General features: G+C 28.7%; 20 protein-coding genes. 17 read left to right on the forward strand and 3 right to left on the reverse strand.

Annotated elements, in window-relative coordinates:
• Positions 1 to 105: 105 nt before the first annotated feature.
• Complete coding sequence (locus tag ACQPUW_RS04075) at positions 106 to 1,221, forward strand: NADH:flavin oxidoreductase (RefSeq protein ID WP_430836223.1); 1,116 nt, start codon at positions 106 to 108, stop codon at positions 1,219 to 1,221.
• A 112-nt stretch (positions 1,222 to 1,333) separates the two neighbouring features.
• On the opposite strand, the gene ACQPUW_RS04080 is transcribed toward ACQPUW_RS04075, so the two are convergent.
• A complete protein-coding gene (locus ACQPUW_RS04080) occupies positions 1,334 to 2,176 on the reverse strand; it encodes a patatin-like phospholipase family protein (protein WP_430836224.1) in 843 nt (280 codons plus the stop codon).
• A gap of 168 nt (positions 2,177 to 2,344) precedes the next feature.
• On the opposite strand from ACQPUW_RS04080, the gene ACQPUW_RS04085 reads away from it, so the two are divergent.
• The 13 genes from ACQPUW_RS04085 (at position 2,345) to ACQPUW_RS04145 (ending at position 22,340) form a co-directional block, all read left to right on the forward strand.
• Positions 2,345 to 2,983 (forward strand): hypothetical protein, encoded by a 639-nt coding sequence (locus tag ACQPUW_RS04085; protein ID WP_430836225.1) that lies wholly within the window; start codon positions 2,345 to 2,347, stop codon positions 2,981 to 2,983.
• A 191-nt stretch (positions 2,984 to 3,174) separates the two neighbouring features.
• Positions 3,175 to 4,110, forward strand: a complete 936-nt coding sequence (locus ACQPUW_RS04090; protein ID WP_430836226.1) for an ABC transporter permease — start codon at positions 3,175 to 3,177, stop codon at positions 4,108 to 4,110.
• The gene (locus ACQPUW_RS04095) at positions 4,110 to 5,063 is read left to right on the forward strand and encodes an iron chelate uptake ABC transporter family permease subunit (RefSeq protein ID WP_430837273.1); all 954 of its coding nucleotides are present in this window, start codon (positions 4,110 to 4,112) and stop codon (positions 5,061 to 5,063) included. The genes ACQPUW_RS04090 and ACQPUW_RS04095 overlap by 1 nt, the downstream gene beginning before the upstream one ends.
• Positions 5,060 to 5,815, forward strand: coding sequence for an ABC transporter ATP-binding protein (locus ACQPUW_RS04100; RefSeq protein ID WP_430836227.1), 756 nt, complete (start codon positions 5,060 to 5,062; stop codon positions 5,813 to 5,815). Before ACQPUW_RS04095 ends, ACQPUW_RS04100 begins: the two co-directional genes overlap by 4 nt.
• A gap of 15 nt (positions 5,816 to 5,830) precedes the next feature.
• Positions 5,831 to 6,775 (forward strand): siderophore ABC transporter substrate-binding protein, encoded by a 945-nt coding sequence (locus ACQPUW_RS04105; protein WP_430836228.1) that lies wholly within the window; start codon positions 5,831 to 5,833, stop codon positions 6,773 to 6,775.
• 273 nt (positions 6,776 to 7,048) lie between these two features.
• Positions 7,049 to 7,747, forward strand: coding sequence for a polymer-forming cytoskeletal protein (locus ACQPUW_RS04110; RefSeq protein WP_430836229.1), 699 nt, complete (start codon positions 7,049 to 7,051; stop codon positions 7,745 to 7,747).
• Positions 7,748 to 7,812: 65 nt separating this feature from the next.
• Entirely contained in the window at positions 7,813 to 8,592 is a 780-nt protein-coding gene (locus ACQPUW_RS04115; RefSeq protein WP_430836230.1) for a polymer-forming cytoskeletal protein, read from the forward strand.
• The gene (locus ACQPUW_RS04120; protein ID WP_430836231.1) at positions 8,577 to 9,203 is read left to right on the forward strand and encodes a DUF4004 family protein; all 627 of its coding nucleotides are present in this window, start codon (positions 8,577 to 8,579) and stop codon (positions 9,201 to 9,203) included. Before ACQPUW_RS04115 ends, ACQPUW_RS04120 begins: the two co-directional genes overlap by 16 nt.
• A 279-nt stretch (positions 9,204 to 9,482) precedes the next feature.
• Positions 9,483 to 10,307: a Cof-type HAD-IIB family hydrolase gene (locus ACQPUW_RS04125; RefSeq protein ID WP_430836232.1), complete on the forward strand. Its 825-nt coding sequence runs from the start codon at positions 9,483 to 9,485 to the stop codon at positions 10,305 to 10,307.
• 21 nt (positions 10,308 to 10,328) lie between these two features.
• Positions 10,329 to 11,753, forward strand: coding sequence for an NAD(P)/FAD-dependent oxidoreductase (locus ACQPUW_RS04130; protein WP_430836233.1), 1,425 nt, complete (start codon positions 10,329 to 10,331; stop codon positions 11,751 to 11,753).
• Positions 11,754 to 11,759: 6 nt separating this feature from the next.
• Complete coding sequence (locus ACQPUW_RS04135) at positions 11,760 to 12,665, forward strand: FAD-dependent oxidoreductase (RefSeq protein WP_430836234.1); 906 nt, start codon at positions 11,760 to 11,762, stop codon at positions 12,663 to 12,665.
• 640 nt (positions 12,666 to 13,305) lie between these two features.
• The gene (locus tag ACQPUW_RS04140) at positions 13,306 to 18,786 is read left to right on the forward strand and encodes an endo-alpha-N-acetylgalactosaminidase family protein (RefSeq protein WP_430836235.1); all 5,481 of its coding nucleotides are present in this window, start codon (positions 13,306 to 13,308) and stop codon (positions 18,784 to 18,786) included.
• Positions 18,787 to 18,866: 80 nt separating this feature from the next.
• Entirely contained in the window at positions 18,867 to 22,340 is a 3,474-nt protein-coding gene (locus tag ACQPUW_RS04145; RefSeq protein WP_430836236.1) for a sialidase domain-containing protein, read from the forward strand.
• A gap of 63 nt (positions 22,341 to 22,403) precedes the next feature.
• Here ACQPUW_RS04145 and ACQPUW_RS04150 read toward each other — a convergent pair whose 3' ends face one another.
• Positions 22,404 to 22,736 carry a hypothetical protein gene (locus ACQPUW_RS04150; RefSeq protein WP_430836237.1) on the reverse strand — a complete coding sequence of 111 codons (333 nt, stop codon included), beginning with the start codon at positions 22,734 to 22,736 and terminating at the stop codon, positions 22,404 to 22,406.
• A gap of 12 nt (positions 22,737 to 22,748) precedes the next feature.
• Positions 22,749 to 23,021, reverse strand: a complete 273-nt coding sequence (locus tag ACQPUW_RS04155) for a hypothetical protein (protein WP_430836238.1) — start codon at positions 23,019 to 23,021, stop codon at positions 22,749 to 22,751.
• 124 nt (positions 23,022 to 23,145) lie between these two features.
• On the opposite strand from ACQPUW_RS04155, the gene ACQPUW_RS04160 reads away from it, so the two are divergent.
• From ACQPUW_RS04160 to ACQPUW_RS04170, 3 genes are all read left to right on the forward strand, one after another.
• Entirely contained in the window at positions 23,146 to 23,586 is a 441-nt protein-coding gene (locus ACQPUW_RS04160) for a GNAT family N-acetyltransferase (protein ID WP_430836239.1), read from the forward strand.
• 275 nt (positions 23,587 to 23,861) lie between these two features.
• Positions 23,862 to 24,566, forward strand: a complete 705-nt coding sequence (locus ACQPUW_RS04165; RefSeq protein WP_430836240.1) for a response regulator transcription factor — start codon at positions 23,862 to 23,864, stop codon at positions 24,564 to 24,566.
• Positions 24,553 to 26,679 carry a sensor histidine kinase gene (locus ACQPUW_RS04170; RefSeq protein WP_430836241.1) on the forward strand — a complete coding sequence of 709 codons (2,127 nt, stop codon included), beginning with the start codon at positions 24,553 to 24,555 and terminating at the stop codon, positions 26,677 to 26,679. The genes ACQPUW_RS04165 and ACQPUW_RS04170 overlap by 14 nt, the downstream gene beginning before the upstream one ends.
• Positions 26,680 to 26,731 lie beyond the last annotated feature (52 nt).

A 26,731-nucleotide genomic window follows, 5' to 3' on the forward strand; every position in this document is an offset into this window, starting at 1 on the left:
TTACCTTTAAGTAACCTATCTTACATAAAAGTGCGTACTTGTAATATATATAATAAGATTTTATAGTTATTGTAAGTTAAAAATAAATTTTTAGGGGATGTTAATATGAAATCAATTTTTGATAAGAGTAAATTATTAAATATGAATATGAAAAATAGAATAATTAGAGGAGCACTATGGGAATCTCTAGCTGATGATAAAGGGCATATGACTAAAGAATTATCTAATATATATGAAGAGTTAGCAAAAGGTGGAGTCGGAACTATCATAACTGGATATGCTTTTGTAACAGAAGGTGAACAACCAAATCCAGGGATGATGGGTATATATGATGATTCATTTATAAGTGAATATAAAGAGTTTACGGATATGATTCATGGGTATGGAGCTAATATAATAATGCAAATAGCATATGGTGGGTTTATGACTAAATTTAATGTGGGAGATAGAACTATATGGGGACCTTCAACCATGGAAAATGAAGTTACTAAAACTTGGGCTAAAGAGATGACAAAAGATGATATAAAATACTTAGTAAAAGCACATGGTGATGCAGCTTTAAGGGCAAAGAAGTCAGGCTTTGATGGAGTAGAAATACATTGTGCACATGGATATCTTTTAAGCCAATTCTTATCACCTTATTATAATAAGAGGAATGATGAATATGGTGGAAGTATTGAAAATAGAGGAAGAATAGTATTTGAAATATTTAAAGATATTAGAGAAAAAGTTGGAGAGGATTTTCCAATACTTATAAAATTAAATTCAGCAGATTACGTAAAAGAAGGTGGCCTTACTCAAGAAGAAAGCCTTTATATTGCAAAAAGACTAGCTAATCTTGGGATAAATGCAATAGAAGTAAGTGGAGGAAATGGATCTATAAAAGAAGTTATTGCTAATAATTTAGGGGCATCAAGAACAAAGGTAGTATTATCAAAAGATAAAGAATCATATTTTAGAGAATATTCAGCTAAGCTTGCAGAGGAAGTGGATGTTCCGGTTATATTAATAGGTGGAAATAGACACATAGATGTTATGGAGGATATATTGAATAATAGTAAGATAGAATATTTTTCATTAGCAAGACCATTAACAGCAGAACCAGATTTAATAAATAGATGGGAACGTGGAGATTTAAGAAAACCAAAATGTATATCTTGTAATCAGTGTTATAACACTCCAGGTAAAAGATGCATACTTAACTTAAAAAAGGAAATATAATATAAGAATGTATTTAAGGGATTTAATTAATAAATTATAGTTTCTTACAAATAATTATAAAATAAGAGGGAGTAGAGTGTACTTCACTCTTATTTTATAACTATATAAAATATTAACCAAATAAGCTCTTTATATCATCTAATCTCTCAGTAGCCATGTTATAACCATTTGTGTAAGCTTCCTTTAAAACTGTAACATCTTTCTCAAAACTATCTATAGATTGTTCTTCAGAAGGTCTTAATATTATTGCTTTACCTTGTCTTTCTAGTTCTTCACAGAATCTAACTGTTTCATTATACATTTCATGACGATTTAAGAATGCATTTTTTAAATTAGAGTACTTTCTTCCAACTAATTTTGCAGCTAATTTATTTCCGCGACCAAGTTTTTTTCTGTAACTTTTAGGTCTTGTAAGTATAATAAGATGTTTATCATTTCCATCTTCAATAGCCTTTTTCACAGGTATTGGATCGCATAGACCACCGTCATAATATGAATGATTATTTATTTTTATAGGAGGGAAAAATAGTGGAATTGCACAAGTGGCTCTAAGCATGGTATTCTTTTTATCTATTGTTTTTCCATCTAGGTATTCAGTTTTACCATTTTCAGCATTAGTTACTCCAACTAAAATTTTTCCTTCATAATTTGTAAGAGCATGTACATCATAAGGATATAATTTGTTTGGAATTTCATCAAACACAAAGTCTAATCCAAAGAGACTTTTACATTTTAAGAAATTTCTTAAGCTTAAATATCTCTTATCATTTCTATGATTTTCTAAGATCTCAAGATTTCGTCCTTTTTGATTTGAAAAATATGAAAAAGCATTAGTAATTCCAGCTGAAACTCCAATGCAATATGGAAATATAATGTCATTATCTAAAAGGGCATCCATTATTCCAGCACTAAATATTGGTCTAAAAGTGCCCCCCTCTAATATTAAACTAGGCATAAAACCTCCTTATAAATTTGAATTTAGTTAAAGATTATATAAAAAGTATATAACTTAAGATTAAAAAGCGCAAATACTTAACATAATATTAAATATTAGAAAGATATCTTATAAAATAACTAAATAGTATATGATATAATATAGAAAATAAAATAAGGTAGGTAAAATATGAGTATGGATACTAATGAAAATATCATAGAAATTAAAGATACAGACTTTGAAAATTTAGATGGAGCGGAGATATTAAAAAACATATATAATAAGGAATTAAACTGTAAGAAAAACATATTAGAATGTATTGAAAAGTCAAAAGAACTTAAAAATGAAAATATATCTGATGAAAAGCGTCAAGAAGCATATAATATTATTTATAAGAGTATAGAAGATATGGGAAGCATAGTTAAACCTAATACGATTATGTTTTTAAAAAATAAGCTAAAGGGTGAACTTGGAAAGCATGTTACTAATAAGGATCCAAAAGAAACTAATCATTTTATAACTTTCTTCAAGGAAGCATATCCTGCAAATAATAGACGTAAAGATTTTACATGGGTATTAATGAACATAAACAAGATAACAGATGAACAGATTTGGACTACACTTACTTATATTAATAGATGCATATTAAAAGAGAGAAGAAAATTAGACTTAGAAGAAAAAAGAGATATATTAAAAATGACTGAGTTACTTGTAAGTAGAGATAACTTAAAGTATATAAATCAAGTTAAGAGTTTAGAGAAACTTCTTACAGTACTAAATATAAAAATAGTTCCAAATAAAGATAGATTTAAGGTGAAAAGTAAATAATATTATCTAACTAAAAGCTAGGATATTTATAATATCCTAGCTTTTATATTTAGTAAAAATATCTAAAAAGTATATAATATTAATTATTTTTTAATAAAAGATAAACAAACTGTTGACAGAAAAATATTCCTATTATATTATATAGATGTTAAGTGATAAAGATTATCATTTGCGATAAGAAAGGTGATTTTATGAAAAAAGTATATTTAATTATAGGTATATTTATACTGTCGCTAGTTTCATTATTTATTGGAGTAGCCGATATAAATATATTTAGTATGGGAAAAGAGGAATTAAATATTCTACTAATAAGCAGAGTGCCTAGACTTATTAGTATTTTAGTAGCTGGATGTGGTATGAGCATTTGTGGGGTGATAATGCAACAAATAAGTAATAATAAATTTGTCTCACCAACAACAGCAGCTACTATAGATTCAGCAAAACTTGGAGTATTATTTTCAATCATAGTATTCCAATCAGCAAGTATGATGCAAAAGATGGTATTAGCATTTATCTTTTCTTTACTTGGAACATTCATATTTATGACTATATTAAAAAAAGTTAAAGTTAAAAATACTATCTTTATTCCACTAGTGGGAATAATGGTTGGTAATGTTATAGGTTCTATAACTGATTTCTTCGCATTCAAGTTTAACTTAGTTCAAAATATGGGTTCATTCTTACAAGGAAATTTCTCAAGTATTATAAAAGGAAATTATGAAATATTATTTTTAAGTATACCTATGGTTATACTAGCTTTTACATATGTACATAAATTTACATTAGTAGGTATGGGGGAAGAAATGTCTACAAATCTTGGTCTAAATTACAAAAAGGTAACTAATATTGGACTAGCTATAGTAGCGTTAATATCTGCTTTAGTAGTTATTACAGTAGGAAGTATTCCTTTTGTAGGACTTATAGTACCTAATATTGTTTCGTTAGTACAAGGGGATAATTTAGCTAAAAATATGCCTATAGTTGCGGCACTTGGAGCAATATTCGTATTAGCCTGTGATGTAATTAGCAGAATAGTAATATTTCCTTATGAAGTTCCAATTGACCTTACAGTTGGAGTAATTGGTGGAGTTATATTCCTTTACTTAATACTTAGGAGGAATAAATGATGAAAAGTAATAAGAAAAAATTAATAATATTAGCTTTAGCATCAATAGTATTTATAGCACTTTATCTATTTTGGGGACTAAATGGACAAAACTTTGATTATAATTTGAGCAAAAGAATACCTAAGGTTATAGGAATTATAGTGGCAGGTGGCTCAATAGCGGTTTCTTCAATACTTTTCCAAACAATAACAAATAATAGAATAATAACACCAAGTATTATAGGTCTAGATGCACTGTATGGACTTGTACAAACTATAGCTGTCTTCATTTTTGGATCAAGCTCTATAATGATGACAAATAATACATTGAACTTTTTAGTTTCAGGTGTACTAATGGTTGGATTTTCATTTGTACTTTTTAATTTATTATTTAAAAAGGGAAAACAAAATATAATGATTCTTTTATTGGTAGGAACTGTCCTTGGAGGATTATTTAGAAGTATGTCAACCTTTATGCAGGTACTTATAGACCCTAATGAATATGAGGCACTTCAAAGTAGATTATTTGCATCATTTAGTTCAATTAATACAAAGATATTATTTATGGCGGTTGTGATAATACTTATAATATTTGCATTTCTTTATGATGAAATAAAGAAATTAGATGTTATGTCACTTGGAAGGGATCAAGCAATAAACTTAGGTATTGACTATGATAAGTTAACTAAAAAGATATTAATAATAGTAACAGCATTAGTTGCATTATCTACAGCGTTAGTTGGACCAATAACCTTCCTTGGTATATTAGTTGTAAATTTAACTTATCAAATGCTTAATACATTTAAACATAGCCTTTTATTAATTGGAAGTATTTTAATAAGCATTGTAGCGCTAGTAAGTGGACAATTCTTAGTAGAAAGAATATTTACTTTTAATACTACAATAGGAATTATTATTAATTTCATCGGAGGAATTTACTTTATATATCTTTTATTAAAGGAGAGCAGGGTATGATAGAAATAAAGAATTTAGTTAAAGTTTACGGAGATAAAAGAGTTTGTGATGACGTTTCATTTAACATAGAAAAAGGAAAAATAACATCATTTATAGGACCAAATGGAGCAGGTAAAAGTACTGTTTTATCAATGATATCTAGACTTATGGACATGGATGAGGGAGAAGTTTTTATAGAAGGAAAGGAAATTAGAGAGTGGGACTCTAAAGAACTTTCAAAAAAGATATCTATATTAAGACAAAGTAATAATATAAATATCAGATTAACTATAAGGGAACTTGTTTCTTTTGGAAGATTTCCATATTGTGAAGGAAAACTTAAAAAAGAAGATAATAAGTTAGTTGATGATGCAATTGAATATATGAAACTTACTGATATTTCAGATAAATATCTAGATGAATTAAGTGGAGGTCAAAGGCAAAGAGCATATATAGCAATGATTATAGCTCAAAATACTGATTATATACTTCTTGATGAACCTTTAAATAATCTAGATATGAAGCATTCTGTAGAAATGATGAAATTACTTAGAAAAATGGTAAATGATTTAGGTAAGACAATAGTTATTGTACTACATGACATCAATTTTGCATCATGCTATTCAGATAATATAGTTGCACTTAAAGACGGCAAGCTAGCTAAAAATAGCAAATCAGAAGATGTAATTAAACAATGTGAGTTATGTAAGATTTATGATATGGACTTTAATGTAACAGAAATAAATAATCAAAGAATATGCGTATATTTTTAGAATGGAGGAATAATAATGAATAAAAAAATAGGAATAATAGTTGGATTAATAATTGTAGTTTTAGGAGGGGCCTTTGGTTTTTCAAAACTTAAATCAAATGAAGCAAATGCTGAAGGAAAGAAAGAAATGGTTACAGTAAGGCATAGGAAAGGTGAAACAGAAGTTCCTAAAAATCCTGAGAAGGTTGTTGTTTTAGATTATGGTTCATTAGATATTATGACTTCAATAGGTAAAGAACCAGTTGGATTATCAAAGTCAGGTTTACCAAGTTATTTAAGTAAGTACAAAGATGATAAATATACTGATCTTGGAACTTTAAAAGAGTTTGATATGGAAAAGATAAATGAATTAAAACCGGATTTAATAATTATAGAGGGAAGACAAGAGAAGTTTTATGATGAATTAAATAAAATCGCACCAACTATTATGCTTGGAACAGAAGGTAGTGATCACTTTGGATCATTAGATAGAAATGTAAAAGCTATAGGTACTATATATGGTGTAGAAGGCGAAATGAAAGAAAAGATGGATTCTTTAAATAAAAGAATAGAAGAAATCGGTAAGAAAGTAAAGGCTGATAATAAAACTGCTTTAATAACAATGGTTAATGAAGGAAATATAAGTGTATTTGGTAAAGGATCAAGATTTGGAATAATATATGATAACTTTGGATTTACGCCTGCTGATGATAAAATAGAAGTATCAAGTCATGGGCAAAATATTTCATATGAGTATTTAGTTTCAAAGAACCCAGAATACTTATTTGTTATTGATAAAGGTATAGTTGCTGGAGGAAATCAAAAACCTGCTAAGGATGTTATAGAAAATGATTTAACAAAGAATACTAAGGCTTATAAAGATGGTAAGATAATTTACTTAAATACTCAAGTTTGGTATTTAGGTGGTAGTGGATTAATGTCTACAGAGGCAATGATAGATGAAATAGAAAAATCTTTATAATTATTAAAAAAAGGTTCTACATTAAAGTGTAGAGCCTTTTTTTATAAAAAGAGAAATTAAATAAAAAATATATATAAATTAAAATTCTTATATTTACAAAGTAACAATGTTACGCTATACTCTAAATAAGAAATATAAATTAGGGTTTGAGTATATTTTTTTATAAATTGATGCAACATTGTTATGTACATTGACATATAAATAGAAATATATTCAAATATTTTTATGAAATTCAGTGTAACAATGTTATGCTATTAGAGAGGAGAATAAGATATGATTAGTAATATGGATATAGCAGGTACAGGTAGTGTACCTGCTGGAGAATACGATAAAGTTACTATAGCAGGAAGAGGACGTGTTGTAGGAGATATAAAATCAAATAGAGTGGATGTTTCAGGTATGGCAAAATCAACTGGAAAGATAGAGACAGAATATTTAAATGTATCAGGAATGTTTAAGAGCTTTAATGATATAAATGTATCTGAAAAATTAGAGATTAATGGAACTGCAAAGTGTGAAGGTGGAATAAATTCAAATAATATAGAAATAAACGGAACATTAAAAGTAGCAAAAAATATTACTTTTGATACTTTAATAAGCAATGGAATGTTAACTATGTGTGGAGAATGTGAGGGAAGAAAATTTGTTGGTAATGGTTGTACAAATATTGATGGATTATTATCAGCGGATATTATTGAGCTGGAATTATGGAGAAGGTCAACAATAAAGGAGATTGGAGGAGAGGAAATAAGAGTAAGAAAAAGAGGCGGAGCATTTAATTTTTTTAATGGCAAATTAATTTCAGATGTTATAGAAGGGGATAGAGTATCTTTAGAAGGTACTATAGCAAAGGTTGTTCGTGGACATAATATTGAAATTGGAGATGAATGTAAAATAGAAAAGATAGAGTATACAGGTGAATTAAATATTATGGGAAACTGTACTGTTAAAGAAAAAATATTTATAAAATAATTAGAAATATATATTAGATATAATTATTTTATAAATCCTACTATATAAATTAAGGAGTGATAGGGATGGATGAAAGTAATAATATGAAAATTGCAGGTAGTGGAACAATACCTACAGGAGAATATAATGAGATAAAGATATCAGGTTCAGGAAGTATAACTGGTGATGTAAAGGCTAATATTATAAAGATATCAGGATCAGGGGAGAGTAGATGCAATATAATATCAGATGAAATGAGGGTTTCTGGTAGTTTTAATACAAGAAGCAATATGAATATTAATGAATTGCTTAAGATAAATGGTAGCCTAGATTGTAAAGGTAATATTAAAGCAAATGATATAAAAATTAATGGATCATTAGGATGTTCAAGCAATATTTCAGCTAATAATATGAAAGTAAATGGAGGCAGCTATGTAAAAGGAGATGTTAGTTTCGATACTCTAGAAATTAGAGGGATCATAGATGTTGAAGGAAATTGCGAAGGTAGAGAATTTTTAGGATATGGTGGAGCAAAAGTAAGGGGCTTATTGTCAGCTGATAAAATAACTATAATAACTAATAGAGATTCATTTATAAAAGAAATCGGTGGAGAAGATATAATAATAAAAAAGAGAGATGATAAAAAATTAAGTTTTATTTTCTTTAATCCATTTTCAAGAGGAAGAGTAGAGACTGATTGTATAGAGGGAGATAACATATTTGTAGAAAATACAATATGTAAGATTTTAAGAGGAAATAATATAACAGTAGGTGAAGGGTGCAGAATTGGTAGAATTGAGTATTTAGGAGAGCTAACTGTAGATGAGAATAGCGAAGTAGGTGAAAGAATATGCATGAAGAGTTAATTTCTAAGAAAGATTTATTAATGGAGACAAAGATATCCTATGGTCAATTGTACAGATGGAAGAGAAAAAATTTAATACCAGAGGAATGGTTTATAAAAAAGAGCGTTTCTACAGGACAGGAGACATTCTTTCCTAAAGAAAAAGTCATTGATAGAATAAATAAAATAATAGAGCTTAAAGATGATGTATCTTTAGATGAGTTAGCATATAAATTTTCAGGTAATAGTAAAAAAGTATCACTATTAAGAAGTTATATAATAGAGCATAACATTGTTTCATCTGTTATTTTAGATAAATTTGAAGAGTTTATGGGAAAAGAAGATGTATATAATGATAATAGATTATTTTCTCTATCTATTTTTAAAGAATTAATAGAGTCAGATTTATTAAGTATTGAGGAAATAAGAGATATCACATTAGCTGTGAAAAGAGATTATTCTAAGATCGAGGGTGACTTAAAACTAATAATAAAAAGAAAATTAGGAGTATGTTTCTATTTTGTTATAAGAGATAACTTAGAAATAGTATCTGAAAATGATGGTAAAAAAATATATGAAATAGACCTAATGAAAGCAATGGATAAAATTAATTGTTATGGGAGTATTTATTGAATATTAACAAACAGTCTTTTATATTAACGTTTATTTATCAAATATTAACAATGAGTCTTTTATGTTAATGATAAGTCTTTTGCATTAACAATTTTTAAAAAGTCACTGAAACTAGTGGCTTTTTTTTTGTGGTATATATAATATAGTTGGTGAGATATATTGTATTAATATATATATAGCTAAATACTTATTATTATCATATAAAAATAGTATTTTACTTATTGATTCTTTAAATGTAATCTATAATTAAGATTAACACATATGAGAGAAGGAATTATTATGAGTATAAAACTAATTTGCATTGATATGGATGGGACTTTATTAAAAGATCAACAAACAGTGTCAAATAATAATAAGGAGGCTATAAAGGAGGTAATAAATAGGGGAATATATGTAGCAATAACTACTGGAAGAGTATATGATTGCGCAAAAATGTATTCAAAAGAAATAGGTTTAAATACACCTATAATATCATCAAATGGGGCTTTTATTGGTGGAAGTAATGGAGAAGTAATTTATAATAATCCATTAAATATAGAAGAGTTAAAGAAATTCTACAGTGTGACTAAGAAATATGGTCTAATGGCTTACCTAACAACTAATTTTGGCATTGTATCAGATGATGAGCTTCCTGTGAATCATGTTTACAATGTTCTAAATAAAAAATTACCAGATGATAAAAAAATACGAATAGAAATGTTTAAGGATATCTATGTTGCCTTAAAAAAATTTGATGGACAAATTCTAAAGGGAGTTTGTGTAGAGAAGAAAAATAAGGAGAATTTGATTAAAGCGAGAAAAGAACTTGAATCTTTAAATAGTAATATGGAAATTGTAGCATCTTGGAATGATAATTTTGAAATCATGCAAAAAGGAAGTACAAAGGGAGATGCAGTAAAAAGATTAGCAGAATACTTTAATATAAGTAGAGAAGAAGTTATGTGTATTGGAGACAGTGAAAATGATTTTTCAATGATAGAATATGCAGGTATTGGAGTAGCTATGGGAAATGCTATAGAAAAAGTTAAATTTGCTTCAGACTATATTACAGATACAAATATAAATGATGGAGTCGCTAAAGCTATAAAGAAATTCGTGTTGTAGGGATATTAAGGAGGATGTAATATGAAAGATATAATTATTATTGGAGGCGGAGTTATTGGTACCTCAATTGCTAGAGAACTATCAAAGTATAAATTAAATACAGTTTTAGTTGAAAAGTATGATGATGTTGCAAGTGGGGTATCAAAAGCTAATAGTGGTATTGTACATGCTGGATATAATGAGAAATTAGGAACATTAAAGGGTAAATTAAATATTTTAGGAAATGAAATGTTTGATGAGTTATCGAAAGATTTAGATTTTCCATTTAAAAGAAATGGAGCATTAATATTAGCATTTTCAGAGGATGACATGGTTAAGATTAAAGAACTTAAGCTTAATGGAGAGATGCTTGGAGTTAAAGGTTTAGAAATTTTAAGAAGAGAAGAGGTTTTAAGCTTAGAAAATAATGTTTCTGAAAAAGTTTTAGGAGCATTATATGCAAAAACTTCTGGAATTGTTAGTCCTTATGAAATGGTTATAGCATTAGCTGAAAATGCAAATATTAATGGTGTTGAATTTAAATTTAATACTGAAGTTATTAATATAGAAAAAATATGTGATGGATATAAGGTTTCATTAAGTAATGGAGAATGCTTAGAAAGTAAGTGCGTTATCAACGCAGCAGGTATTAATGGTGACATAATAAATAATATGATAAATGATCATCAATATAAAATAAAGGGAGTAAAGGGAGAGTATGTTTTATTTGATAAAATTGCTGGTAGATTAGTTAAGAAAACATTATTCCAAGTACCGGATAAGATAAGTAAAGGTGTTTTAGTTACACCGACTATAGATGGTAATTTAATGATTGGGCCCAATGCACATAAAGGAGATAAAAGAGATATTAAGACAACTAAAGAAGGCTTAGGTGAAGTAATTGACAAAGCTAAAAGATCTGTATCAGAATTACCTTTAAATAGAAGCATAACAACATTTGTTGGGGTAAGACCATGTCTTAAAAGTGATTTTATAATAGAAGAAGTTAAGTGTGCTAAAAATTTTATAAATGTTATAGGAATAGATTCACCAGGACTTACAGCAGCTCCTGCAATTGGAGTGTATGTTAAGGAGCTAATTAAAGATAGCTTTAATTTAATTCCAAAAGATAATTTTATAAGTACAAGAAGAGGAATAATTAAGTTTGATAAATTAGGAATAACAGAAAAAAATGAATTAATAAAAAGAGATTGTAATTATGGAAAAATAGTATGTAAGTGTGAGCTTATAACAGAAGGAGAAATAATAGATTCAATAAATAGACCACTTGGAGCTAGAAGTGTAGATGCAGTTAAGAGAAGAACAAGAGCAACAATGGGTGGCTGTCAAGGTGTTGGATGCTTAATTCCCATATCAAAGATAATAGCAAGAGAACTGAATATAGACATAAGTGAAGTTATGAAAAATAAAAAAGGTTCAAATATGATAGGCTACAAGGAGGCGTAAAATAATATGAAAGTTTATGATTTAATCATAATAGGTGGAGGAGCATCAGGACTTAACTGTGCAATATTTGCTAAAGCTGCGGGTATAGACAAGGTATTACTTATAGAGAAGGATGACGTATTAGGTGGTGCTTTAATTGGAGGAGATTATAACTTAAGTGAAAGAAGTTATTTTACAGGTAGAGACTATAGAGAAAAGAAATTAAACGAATTTAATGGATTTAAAATAGATACATACTTAAATACAATGGTTTTAAAAATTGATTATGACAGAGAAGTAGTATGTACAAGCAAAGAGCGTGGCATAGAAAAAGTTAAAGGAAAAGCTATAATATTAGCTAATGGCGGAAAAGAACAAAGTAGAGATAATATGAAAGTTACTGGAGATAGATGTTCTGGAATAATGACAGTTGGTATGGCTGAAAAAATTCTAGGAATAGATGGAGTTATTCCTGGAAAAGATGTAGTATTGTACGGAGTAGATAATATAAAGAAAATTTATACAAAGTTAAAAGAAAAAAATGTAAATGTAAAAGGTGCAGTTTGCGATAAAATAAGTGATGAAGTTCTTGGACTTACAAAGAATCTTTACTTAGGATATCAATTACAAGATATTATTGGTAAAGATAGAGTTGAGATGATTAGAATAACTAAAAATGGTGAAGAGCTTCTTTTAAAATGTGATACTTTAATAATAGCAAGACCGATGGTATCAGATGGAATAGTAGCAATGAGAAGTGGAATAAAATTAAATTCATCAACATCAGGAGCAGCAGTTAATGAGCAATATATGACTTCAAAAAATGGAGTATTTGCTTGTGGGAATGGAATTTATATTCATTCTTCAATGGAAGAACTGTTAGAAGAAGCTAAAAAGGTTGTAGAAAGTGTTAAAAACTTTATAAATAGATAATAGTTTTATATATAGAATACATATAAAATTATAGAATATTAAAAAATCATAGATTTCTATCTATGGTTTTTTATTTTGAAATTAAAAAATTCTAATTATAATTAGAAAAATCTAATGTATAATTTTGTGCTCTTTATGTATTTTTTTTACATAATAAAATATAGAAAATAGGTGTAATTAAATGAATCTCATTAAATTACCTAGGAAATACATGGAGATAAAGTAAAAATATTAAATAAGAGTTTTTTATTCTAAAACTAATCTAATCATAGAAATGATATGAAGTATCAATACTTTGAAAAGTATACTTAGTCTTTTAATATATATAAAGAAGAAATTATATAAAATATTTTGTGCAATAATTTTGGGTAATCTAAGTATGGAAATGAAGGAAAACTACATTGAAAATGGCTATATTATAAGGATTGACAAGAAAATGGAAAACAATTACAATAATCTTCGATGATACTTAGAGATAAATTAAATAGTAATTATAGTTTAGTTGAAAATTCGACAACATGATATATATGGTTTATTTAGTGCAGCTTAGTTATGTTCATAATTATTAAGATGGGGATTTAAAGTTTTTATTGTTAACTAATTTATATTAATAATAAAGAATCTATGGGGGGGAAATTTAATGAAAAAAAGGGCAACAATGAACAAAAATATTGCACTTATCATTGCTGGAGCTGTTATAATGGGACAGATTCCTATATCTGCATTGGCAGATGGGAATAAGAGTGTAAACGTTATAGAAGTTAATAAAGCTGAGAATAAGGGCAATAAGGAAGCTTCAGACAAACTTGCATATGATCAAGAGTATAGCAACCATGACAGTAACTCTTGGAAAAGGCTAGTAGGTGATGGCGAAATTAAAGAAAATTTTGATTTCGCTGATAAAGAGAATGGAGTTAATGGAGCTTTAGAAATTAGGAGGGCAAATGGAAATAATCTTGTATTTGTAGAAGAGCAAAGTCCAAGTCTTACAGATTTTGAAGCAGAAGTTAGATTTCAATTAAATCCTGATAATGCAAGTGATAAAGCAGGTAGATTTGGACTAGTATTTAGAGGAAACTCAGCAGATAACTATGGCTTTATTGGTTATAATGGTGGAAATGAATCACCAGGAAAGTGGCTTATTGAAACGCCAACAGCGTGGAAGGATGATATAAAAGGACCAGAACTTAAAGCAGGTGACTGGACTACAATGAAGGTTACAGTTAAAAGAAATCATGTAACTTTAGTTGTAAATGGAGAAAAAATATTTGCTGAAAATGTATCATTAGGAAACTTCCCAACTGATCCAGGTCAATTTGGATTTAGAACATGGTACGATCAAAAGAATGTAAAGGTTGATTACCTAAAAATTAATTCATTAGATGAGGCTCAAAAGGATGATATTACTGAAGTTAAAGAATTAAATATAGATACTTTAGTTAAAGCAAAGCCAGAACTACCATATAAAGTTGATGTAACTTATGGAGATGGATCAACTGGTCAAGAGGTTGTAATATGGGATTATGTTGATGCTTCAAAATATGCACAGGTTGGTGAATTTGTAGTAGAAGGAAAAATAAAGGGAGCAGCAGAAAATGCACCAAAAGCAAAGGCTAATATTACAGTTAGAGAAAAGCATGTTTATAGTACAGATTTTGAAACAGAAGCAACAAGTGGGGACTGGCAAATATTAAAAGGAAGTGGAAAAGCATCTGTTGAAAATGGAGCTGTAAAAGTTCCGATGAATGGTGTATCAGTATCAGCTGATATGTCTTCTCCAAATGTTAAGAACTTTACTTATGAAACAGATTTTACAGTAGATAGCGATTCAGGAAGAATTGGACTTGCATTTAGAGTTAATGATAAAGATAACTGGGGTGCAGTTTGTTATGATGCTGGATCATGGGTTTGGAAAGCTATGAATGGCGGAACAGAAAGCTATGGATCATTCCCAGGTTCAATTAAGCTTGAAAAGAATAAGAAGTATAGAATGAAACTTAAAGTTGAAGATAATAATATTTCATTATGGATAGATGATGTTCTTCTAGGAAATACAATAGCAGGAAGTCTACCACAAAGTGCTGGTAAAATAGGTTTATCAGGATGGTTTGGAAACAAAAATATTACTTTAGATAATGTTAAAGTTGAAGAAATAGTTCAAGAAACTGAAGGTGAGTTACCTGATGTTGAAGTTAAGAGTATTGAATCAGATAAAATGAAAGTTAATTTAGATAATACTTTCCCAAGAGTAATAGGATATGAGTGGAAAGATGATCAATCAACATTATTAGGACAAGAAGAGAGATATAATAAAGTTGAGCTTAACAATACTAAATATACACCAGAGGTTAAGTGTACAGTAAAAGATAATGTAGCAACATATACTATGAAAATAAAAGAAGTAGATGTTACATTGACAGTTAAGATGTCTGTAGATGGAAATAAGCTTAGAATGGAAATAACAGATATAAAAGAAGGCGGAGACTTTAAAGTTCAAAAAGTGAATTTCCCAAATCATAGCTTTGCAACTGTTAAGAGTAATGAAGGTGGAGCAATAGCTGCAACTTTATCTTCAGGAGCTTGGCATGACATTAAAGATGAAATAAAAACTGTAGAAGAAATGGATCCATCAGTTAAGGGCAAAACTTATGCATTTATAAATGATGATAATTTTGCTATAACTATGGATAATAATGTAATAGAATATTCAAATAGAATAACTCTTACAACTCAAAATAGAAATGGTTATAAGAGCACAGGAATGGGAACAGGAACTTGGACGTATAGAGAAGTTCTAGATTCAGAAACTGAATTCTTTAATCACGAAGATAAATTATGGTCAGAAGTTATAATAACAAAGGACAATAATGATGATAAGAAAGTAACTTGGCAAGATGCTGCAATAGAGTATAGAAGAAATATGAAGGTTCCAATGGGTGGAGAAGATATTAAAAACAATCTTTCATATGTAGCATTTAATATTGCATATACTCAAAATCCATTCTTAAGATCATTAGATACTGTTAAGAAAATATCTAATTATACTGATGGATTTGGACAAATGGTACTTCATAAAGGATACCAAGCAGAAGGTCATGATGATTCGATTCCAGATTACGGCGGACATATAGGTATTAGACAAGGTGGAGTTGATGATCTTAATACTTTAATAAATGAAGGTAAGAAATATAATGCAAAAATTGGTGTTCACGTAAATGCTACTGAATATCAAAAAGATGCATTCCAATATCCTCAAAATGGTAGTGTGAATGAAAATGCTGCAGGATGGGGCTGGCTTGATCAAGCATATTATGTTGACCAAAGAGCAGATGTTGTAAATGGTGAACTTTTCAGAAGATTAGATATGCTTAAAGAAGATGCTCCAAACTTAGGATGGGTATACGTTGATGTTTATACAGGTAATGGATGGAATGCACATCAACTTGGAGAAAAGTTAAACAGCTTAGATTATCAAGTTGCAACAGAATTCCATAGTCCACTTGAAGAACATGTAACATGGACTCATTGGGGAGCAGACCCAGCTTATCCTAATGAAGGTGGTACAAGTCAAATACTAAGATTTATAAAAAATGATACTAAAGATGGATTCTTATCAGATCCATTATTAAAAGGTAATAAGCATCTTCTATCAGGAGGATGGGGAACTAAGCATACAATTGAAGGTGAGTACGGCACAGAAGTATTCTATAATCAAGTATTACCAACTAAGTATATGCAACATTTTGAAATAATGTCTATGACAAAAGATGAGGTTAAGTTCAATGAAGGATTAAGAGCTGTTAGAGAAGGAGCTAATATAAATTACTATAAGAATGATAGATTAGTTGCAACAACTCCAGAAAATTCAATAGGAAAAACTGGAATAGGTAAAACACAACTATTCTTACCATGGAATCCAGTTGAAGAAGATGAAAAGATATATCACTGGAATCCACTTGGAACAACATCAGAATGGCAACTTCCAGAAAGCTGGTCTAATCTTGGAACAGTTGAACTATATGAATTAACTGATTTAGGAAGAACTAAGGTTAAAACAGTTAATGTTGTAAATGGAAAAGTAAATTTAGATGTTAAAAAGGATACACCATATATTGTAACTAAGGGTGAGGTTAAAGAGGAAAGAATTGATTCATGGGGTGAAGGTGCTCAAATAAAAGATCCAGGTTTTGATTCACAAACATGGAACAATTGGAAAAAAGAATCAAAGAGTGGAAATACAGATCATATCAAATTTGTAAATGAAACACGTGAAACAAGAAAGGGTAATGATGTTGTTTCTATAGTTGATAATGATGGAAAGGTATCTCAAAACATTGAAGGATTAGAGCCAGGAAAAACTTATTCTATTTCTGCATGGGTTAAAAATGATGGAAATAGAGAAGTTACATTAGGTGTTAACTCAGGTGATGTTAAAGTTACTAATGTAATTAATAAGAGTGGATTAAAGAGACAAGGGGAAGGTGTTAAGTGGATTGATGATGCATTCCAAAGAATGGAAGTTGAATTTACTGTACCTGATGGAGCTACTGGAGCTGAAATTTATTTAGATGCAAAAGAGGGATCAGGTGAAGTTATAGTAGATGACTTTAGAATATGGGATCATCCAGGTCATACAAATAGGGATGGTTATGCATTCTATGAAGATTTTGAAAATGTAGATGAAGGTATAACTCCATTCTTCTTAGCACCAGGCAGAGGAACTTCTAATAGAACGCACTTAGCAGAAAAAGATTTATATGGAAGACAAAAGATGACTTGGGTTCTTGATGGAAGATTCTCATTAAAGAGCAATCAACAGTCAGGAGAGCAAGGACAAATGCTTGTTACTGATTCATCAACATTTAAGTTAGAGCCAAATAAAACTTATGAATTAGGATTCTTATATTCACTTGCAAATGCAGCACCAGGATATTCAGTAAATATAAAATCAAAATCTGGTGGAGATAGCTTAGTTAACATTCCACTTGAAGCAACAGGAGTTGAAGAAGGTAAGGATACTAATGCTAAGGAAATTAAGAAGACATTCACTACAGGAGATAAAGATGACTATTATATTTCAATTGATAAGGGTGAAGGATATAAGGAGCTTATATTAGATAATATATATGTTAAGGAAGTTAAGGAAGATGAAAATGCTAAACTTGCAAATGTTAACTTAAATACTAGCTTAAATCAAATTCCTGTTGACTTAGCAGTTGACTTTAATGTTAATGCCCTTATGAGCAATGGAGCTAGCGTTGATTTATCTAAAGATGGCGTTAAGGTAGAGTATATTGTTTCAGATGATAGTGTACTTTCAATTGAAGATGGAAAAATGAAAGGATTAAAGGATGGTAACGCAACTGTCGAAGTTAAGGTTACATTAGATGGTGTAACTGTTACATCTAATAAAGTTAATATTAGAGTTGGAGAAGGGGAGGCTGAAAAGCCAGAGGTTAATAAAGATCAATTAAATGAGGCTATAGCTAAAGCAGAAGGACTAAATAAAGATGATTATACAGCTGAAAGTTATAAAGTCTTAAAGGATGCACTAGATGCAGCTAAAAATATAGCTAGTAAAGAAGATGCAACTCAAGAAGAAGTAGATAATGCAACTAAAGCTATAGAAGATGCAATAAGTAAGTTAGAAGATAAAGAAGAAACTCCAGACGTAGATGGAGTAGATAGAACAGCTTTAGAAAGTGCAATAAAGGCTGCAGAAAAGTTAAATCAAAAAGACTATACTAAAGACAGTTTTAAGGTATTTAAAGATGCATTAAAGAATGCTAAGAAAGTGTTAAAGAATGAGAAAGCTACTCAAGAAGAGATAGATGCTGCACTTAAAGCTTTAAATGATGCACAAAGTAATCTAAAAGTTGATAATACAAAACCTGAAAAACCAGAAAAACCTGAGAAGCCAGAAAAACCTAATAAACCAGGAAATGGTGGAAACTCTGGAAATGGGGGAAATTCAGGAAAACCAAGTAATCCAACAACACCAGGAATATCAGGTGGTGGTTCAGGTAATTTACCAGATACAGGTATGAATACAGGTGCTATGAGTATTTTTGGAATAATAGCATCAGCACTTGGAGTTACTTTCTTAAGAAAGAAAAAATAAAATATAACTAAGTATTAAAAGGACATAGTTTAATTAAGCTATGTCCTTTTATATAAAATTTTAATTTATGAGGAGGTCTTATGAATAGAAAAAAAATAGTAGCTTTAATGCTTACTACAATAATATTAAGCAATAGTGGAGTTCAAGTTATTTTGGCTAAGGCGAGTTCAAATAATGATCAAAAGAGACCTGTTATTGAAAATGTAATAGAACAAAGTGAGATAAAAGCTACAGCCACATCAGAGCAGAGCGCTGATCCTGCTACAAGTGCCATAGATGGTAAGTTGGAAACTATGTGGCATACAAAATGGGATGGAAGTGATGAATTACCTCAAAGTCTTACATTAGATTTAGGGAAAGAGAGAGTAGTATCATCAATAAAATTAGATTCTAGACTTTCAGAGGATAATGGAAAAATAAAAAGGTATGAAATAATTTCAAATAATGAAGTTGTTCATAGTGGGACATTAAGAACAGATATTTTAACTAATGTAATTAGATTTGAAAATCCAATAGAAACAGATAATATAACAATAAAAGTACTTGAAGGTGTTGGAGGATTTGCAAGCCTTGCTGAGGTTAATGTATATGAGACTACTGGAATGGCTAAAAAGGTATCGGAATATAATAATTTAAGGATAGAAAATGGAGCTAATGGAAACTTTAATTCTGATTTAAATAAAATAAATTCTCTAAAACAAGGGACAATAATTGCAAAGTTTGATGTAAAAGGAGATAGAATACAGACAATTTTTAGTGCTAGTAATAATAAAAAGAATAATAATCACTTCCATTTATATGTACAAAATGGAGGTATAGGGTATGAAATAAGAAATGAAGGTACAAATTCGTTCAATGTTAGAGGGAATATTGATGTAACTCTAAATAAAGGAATAAATACTTTAGCATTTAAAGCAGAAGAAGGACTAGGATATTCACTTTATCTAAATGGAAAAAGAGTTAAGTTTGATAAAAGGGAAGATTTAAAATTTATATTTGATATTGAAGGAATAAATAGTGTTGATGTAGGAAAGACAGATAGATTAAATGGAAATGAATATAACTTTACTGGAGATATAGATTTTATAGATATATATGATGTAGCATTAGCAGATGACTATTTAATAAAAAAGACTGAGGAGACGAAAATTGATAAGTTACCTTTACCAGAAGGCGCTTATATAAGTGATCCAGTTGATGTATTTAAACCAAATGATTTAGGGTCAAAAGCATTTAGAATTCCATCTTTAATTACGACTAACAAAGGAACGATGATTGCGGGAATAGATGCTAGAATAAATCATGGTGGAGATTCACCAAATAATATAGATGCAGCAATTAAGAGAAGTGAAGATGGAGGAGAAACTTGGATAGATGGACAAAAAATAATAGACTATCCAGGTAATGCATCAGTAATAGACTCTTCATTACTTGAAACAGATGATGGCAAAATATTTTTATTTATAACAGCATTCCCTGAAGGATATGGCTTCAGGCAGTCAAGACAAGGAACTGGTTTTGAAGAATTCCAAGGAGAGAATTGTATGCTTTTATTTGATGGAGAGGGTACAAAAGGACAAGTTGGCCAAGGCAATAAATATTATATAAAACCAGGCGGAAGAGTATTTGATTCAAATGGTATAGAAACTGCTTATAGAGTAGATGCAAATAATTATTTATATGAAGATGGAAAAGCTGAGGCTATAGGAAACACCTTCCTTCCAACATCTAAATTAAAAGCTTATGGTACAGCATATCTTGCATTAGTTGAGAGCACTGATGACGGTAAGACTTGGAGTGAGCCAGAACTTATATCAGGACAAGTTAAGAAGGATTGGATGAAATTCCTAGGTACTGGACCAGGAAGAGGAATTCAAATAAAAAGTGGAGAGAAGAAAGGAAGAATAGTATTCCCTGTATACTATACTAATCCAAATGGATTCCAATCAAGTGCTGTGATATATAGTGATGATAATGGTGATACATGGAATATTGGAGAGTCTCCAAATGATTCAAGAAGTGATCATTCAGCGAATTCTGATACTATAAAATCAGGAAATGAATTAACAGAGTGTCAAGTGGTTGAAATGCCAGATGGACAATTGAAATTATTTATGAGAAATACAGGAGATTATGTTAGAATTGCCACAAGCTTTGATGGTGGCGAAACATGGCATGAAGATGTTACAGAGGATAGAAATCTAAGAGAACCATATTGTCAATTAAGCGTAATAAATTATAGTAAAACAGTTGATGGAAAGCCTGCTGTTATTTTTGCAAATCCAGACGAAGTTTATCCTAATAGAAGGAATGGAACAGTTAGAATAGGTGTAATTAATGAAATTGGAACCTATGAAAATGGTGAGAAAAAATATGAATTTGATTGGAAATATAATCAAAGTATTATTCCGGGATATTTTGCATACTCATGTTTAACAGAACTTCAAAATGGTGATGTTGGGCTATTATATGAAGGAACAGGTAGTGCTGAAATGTCATATAGAAAGATGAGCTTAGATTATATAAAGACAGATCTAATAGAGAGTGCTAAGGCGGCTGAAATAGTAAGTACAGAAATTTTAGATAATGATTTGAGTTATTTACCTGGCGAAGAAATTAATATAATGGTTAACTTTAATCAAACAATAAGTTTATTTGGAAATAGAGATATTAAGATATTAATTGGAGATAGAGAAGTACAATTAAATATGAAAGAATATAAAGATGGTAAGTCAGTAGTATATAGGGGAATAATACCTTCAGATATATCAGCTGGAAGTAAAAATATAGTGATTAAATCCCAAGATGGTTTAGACATAGTAACTACTACTGGAAAAGTAACTAATTTATCTAATAATATAGATACTAATTTATCTATTAAAATTGGACAAGAGGAAGCTGAAAAGCCAGAGGTTAATAAAGATCAATTAAATGATACTATAGCTAAGGCTGAAAGCTTAAATAAAGATGACTATACAGCTGAAAGCTATAAAGCCTTAAAGGATGCAGTAGATGCAGCTAAAATTATAGATAACAAAGAAGATGCAACTCAAGAAGAAGTAAATAATGCAACTAAAGCTATAGAAGATGCAATAAGTAAGTTAGAAGATAGAGAGGAAACTCCAGAGATAGATGGAGTAGATAGAACAGCTTTAGAAAATGCAATAAATGCTGCAGAAAAGTTAAATGAAAAAGATTATACTAAAGAGAGTTTTAAGGCATTTAAAGATGCATTAAAGGATGCTAAGAAAGTTTTAAAAGATAAAAAAGCTACTCAAGAGGAAATAGATGATGCCATTAAAGCTATAGAAGATGCACAAAGCAAACTGGAAATTGATAATACAAAACCTGAAAAACCAGAAAAACCTGATAAGCCAGAAAAACCTAATAAACCAGGAAATGGTGGAAATTCAGGAAAACCAAGTAATCCAACAACACCAGGAATATCAGGTGGTGGTTCAGGTAATTTACCAGATACAGGTATGAATACAGGTGCTATGAGCATTTTCGGAATAATAGCATCAGCACTTGGAGTTACTTTCTTAAGAAAGTAAAAATAAAATATAACTACTAAAAATAAAGAACATAGCATTTAAATGCTATGTTCTTTTATTAAATTAAGATTTTGAAACACCAGACATATTAGATAATAATTTTACAAACTCACGTTTAATAATAGTATTTGATATAAAAAATACTTTTATTTTATTGTTATAATTTGTGTAAGCAACTCTACAGTTGATAGCGTTATCTAGTGGGATTTTATATTCATAGATAGTTTTACCATTATATATGTAGTTTTGAACTGCTTTAATTTTGTAAGGACTGCTTTTTATTATATCTGGAAGTCTATAAAGTATATTATTTATAATTAATTCTTCATATTTTTTATTTGCTTTGAAGAATTTCTTTAAGATATTATTGTCTTCAATAATTATATTTTCCTTCATTTATTCATCTCCTTAATCAGAGGGTATAATATTAAACCATAATTTATTGCTTCTTGGAAATTCACGTTTCTTTAGAGTTTTTAAGAGTTTCTTTAGTTTATCAAGTTTTAGATCTCTATACTCACATTGAAAAAAACCATCTTCAATTACATCAAATGAATGTTCGTTTTTTATAATTACAACTTTTCTATCCTTTTTAAAAGGTCTAACATCTATAGAATCATTCACATTGATTTTCTTTAATGTATTTATAGTTGTTCTAATAAAGCTATCAATATTTATCATAGTAACACCTCCATGTAATTAAATTATACTGACTATATCTAAATAGGTTAAATATATTTTTTTTATGATAATTATTGTGTATACTTATATATAGAAAAATTAAATTAGAAATGGGAGTTTTAAAATGATAAGAAGAGGACATCTAGAAGATTTTGATATATTATTTAAATGGATTAATGATGAAGATGTAATAAAATTTTCACGTTATAAAAAAGAAATGGATTTAGAAGAATTTAATTCATGGTTTGATAGCAAATTAGATAATTTATTTGTTATAGAAGAAGATTTAGTTCCACTAGGTCAAGTATCCTTTGAAGTATCAGAAAATGGCGATGAAGCTATAATTAGTTATAGTGTTGATAGAGATGAAAGAGGAAGGGGATACGGAAAAGCTTTAATACACTACATAGTAAATTTCATTAAAGAAAATAGAGATGATATTAAAAAGGTCAGTGCATTTATTAGTAATGACAATGAAATATCAATAAAGATTTTTGAAAATGAAGGGTTCATAAGAGAATTTGAAGAAGATGATTATTTAAAAGTTACTTTAAGTATTAGATAATCTTTAAATATTGTATTTTAAAAGAGGTAAGAAATAATACATTTTGTATTTGGTTTTATCTCTTTTTTATTCTTTAAAAAAGTCTTTAGAAAGTCTTTAGATTTATTATGAAATTATCTTTAAGATTGTATTCTAAAATATAAATATATTAATTGAAGGGAGTTGAATACAATAATATATAAAATATTACAATATATACTAAAAATATAAATACTTATTTACTAATATGTTATATAATGGGGACGTAAAGGGATGAGAAAAGGGGTATTTAAGAGATGAAATCATATAATGTTTTAGTAGTTGAAGATGAAAGGGAGATAGCTGATGCTATAGAGATATATCTAGTTAATCAAGGATACAAAGTTTTCAAGGGTTATAATGGATCTGAAGGCTTGAAAGTAATTGAAAAAGAAAATATTCATTTAGCAATAGTTGATATAATGATGCCTATTATGGATGGTATAGCATTTACTATGAAGCTTAGAGAAAAGTATGACTTTCCAGTTATAATGTTATCTGCAAAATCAGAAGAAATGGACAAGATACTTGGACTTAATATAGGAGCAGATGATTATGTATCTAAACCTTTTAATTCTTTAGAGCTTTTAGCTAGGGTTAATTCACAGCTTAGAAGATATGCAAAGTATTTAAATGTTGTGGAAGAGACAAAAGAAAAAGAAAATAAAGTTATTATTGGTGGATTAGAGCTTGATGTAGATAGTAAAGAGCTTACTTTAGATGGGGAATTAATAAAGACAACGCCAATAGAATTTAAAATATTACATTTACTTATGAAGAGTTCAGGAAGGGTGTTCTCTTCAGAGGAGATATATGAAAGGGTTTGGAATGAACAAGCTGTAAATACTGATACAGTTATGGTTCATATAAGAAATATAAGAGAAAAGATAGAGATAGATCCTAAGAATCCAAAATATTTAAAGGTGGTATGGGGAGTTGGGTATAAATTTGAAAAAATTTAATAATAAGTTAGAAAAGTTTAATGATAAAAAGAAGATAAGTGCAATACTTTTAAGTCTTATAATGATAATTTCTATAGGATTATGCATGATGTATCCTAAAATAAATGAAGAATATAGATCCAATTTTGATAACTTCAATAGAAATGAAAAATTTTATGAAAAGATATATGGATCAATGTATTCTAGTTATTTTTGGACATTAGGAAATAAAGTAGATGAAAATACAGATGAAGTAGACGAAGTTAAATATGATGTTTTAGTTAAAGATAAATATAAGTACTATGCAAACTTTATAGAGGAATTTAATAATAATCTATTTCCAGAATGGGAGAGCTACTTGCATGACGATATGCTAGCAACGTATACAAAAAATAAAGAAAATGATTTTACTAGTAGTACTGGAAATGTTGCAATATTAGATTTATTATATTTTAATGAAGATGGCAGGTTTGGAAAGGTTAATTTTGATTTTTATGTAATTATGGATTTTGATAAGAATGGCGATTTAACAATAACAGATATATGGGGAGATACTGAGGAGAATTTTAAAAGAAATATTAAATTGGCATCAGAAAAGAGTAAGGTTCCAAGTAATTACTTAGATCCTATAAAAGATGCTACATTAGCTTTTGCAGTGCCTACAGGTGCTTATGCTTATTATAAGAATACTTCTATAGAGGAAGCAATAAATTCTGAATCGTTTATATATATAAATGTACCATTAGGTATAATTATATTACTTGCAATATTTATTCCATATAAAGTATTAAAGAAAATTATTGGGTTTAAGATATTTAAAAAGCTACCCTTTGAAATAAATATATTACTCACTGTATTTATTTTGTTTTTAATAATACAAGCACCAAGTGCCATTATGCTTAAAACTATAGAAAATACATTTGTTTTTTCTTCATATCTTTCAGTACCTAATGGAATTAAAAATGTTTTTGTGTATATTGCAAATATATTCTATTGGTTTATATGCTTTACTTATATATTTTATGAAGTAATATATATTAAATATATATTTAAAGAAGGGTTAAAAAGATATTTTAAGCAAAATGTTTTAGTTTTCAATATAATAAGAAGATTACAAAATGTAAAATTAGGTGGGAAAAATAATAAAAAGATACTTATTGTGGTATTGATAAATTTAATTATTATAGGTTCAATAGAGAGAATGTGGTACAGTGGTTTTTTGGGAGGGGATGATTTTTTAATAATATTAGTGATTTACTCAATAATATTATTTATAATATTGAAAATATCTGAAAAGAAGATATCCTCAAATTATAAAAAGTTACTTAAACAAACAAATGAAATGGCAAATGGAAATTTGGACTTTAAGGTTAATGAAGACTTAGGTATGTTTAATGAATTAAAAGATGAACTTCAAAAGATACAAGGTGGGTTTAAGAAAGCTGTAGATGAAGAAGTTAAAAGTCAGAATATGAAAACAGAACTTATATCTAATGTATCTCACGATCTAAAGACTCCATTAACATCAATAATATCGTATGTAGATTTATTAAAAAGTGAAAAAGATGAAGAGAAGAAAAAACAATATATAGAAACATTAGATAAAAAATCTCAAAGACTTAAAGCTTTAATTGAAGATTTATTTGAGATGAGCAAGGCATCTAGTGGTAATATAAATTTAAATATAATAGAAGTCGATATAATATCTTTAATAAAGCAAACTATGATAGAACTTAATGATAAAATAAGGGAATCAACTATAAAGTTTAAGTTTAATCATTCAGAAGAAAAGATAATTTTACCTTTAGATAGTCAAAGAACCTTTAGAGTTTTTGAAAATCTTATACTTAATATAACTAAGTATTCTATGAAAAATTCAAGAGCATATATTGATGTTATAAAAAGGAAAGATAAAGTACAAATAACCTTAAGAAATATATCAGAGAATGAATTGGATTTTAGAGAAGATGAGATAGTGGAGAGATTCGTTCGAGGTGATAAATCACGTAATACTGAAGGATCTGGTCTTGGACTTGCAATAGCAAAAAGCTTTGTTGAACTTCAGGGTGGAACTTTTAATATAAGTTTAGATGGAGATTTATTTAAGGTAGTAATAGCATTTAAAATAGATTAGATTTAAACGCTATTATAAATGAAAATATAGATAAATTTATTGAAAGATACTT

Source organism: Clostridium sardiniense (assembly GCF_050584765.1).
Taxonomy (GTDB): Bacteria; Bacillota; Clostridia; order Clostridiales; family Clostridiaceae; genus Clostridium; species Clostridium sardiniense_A.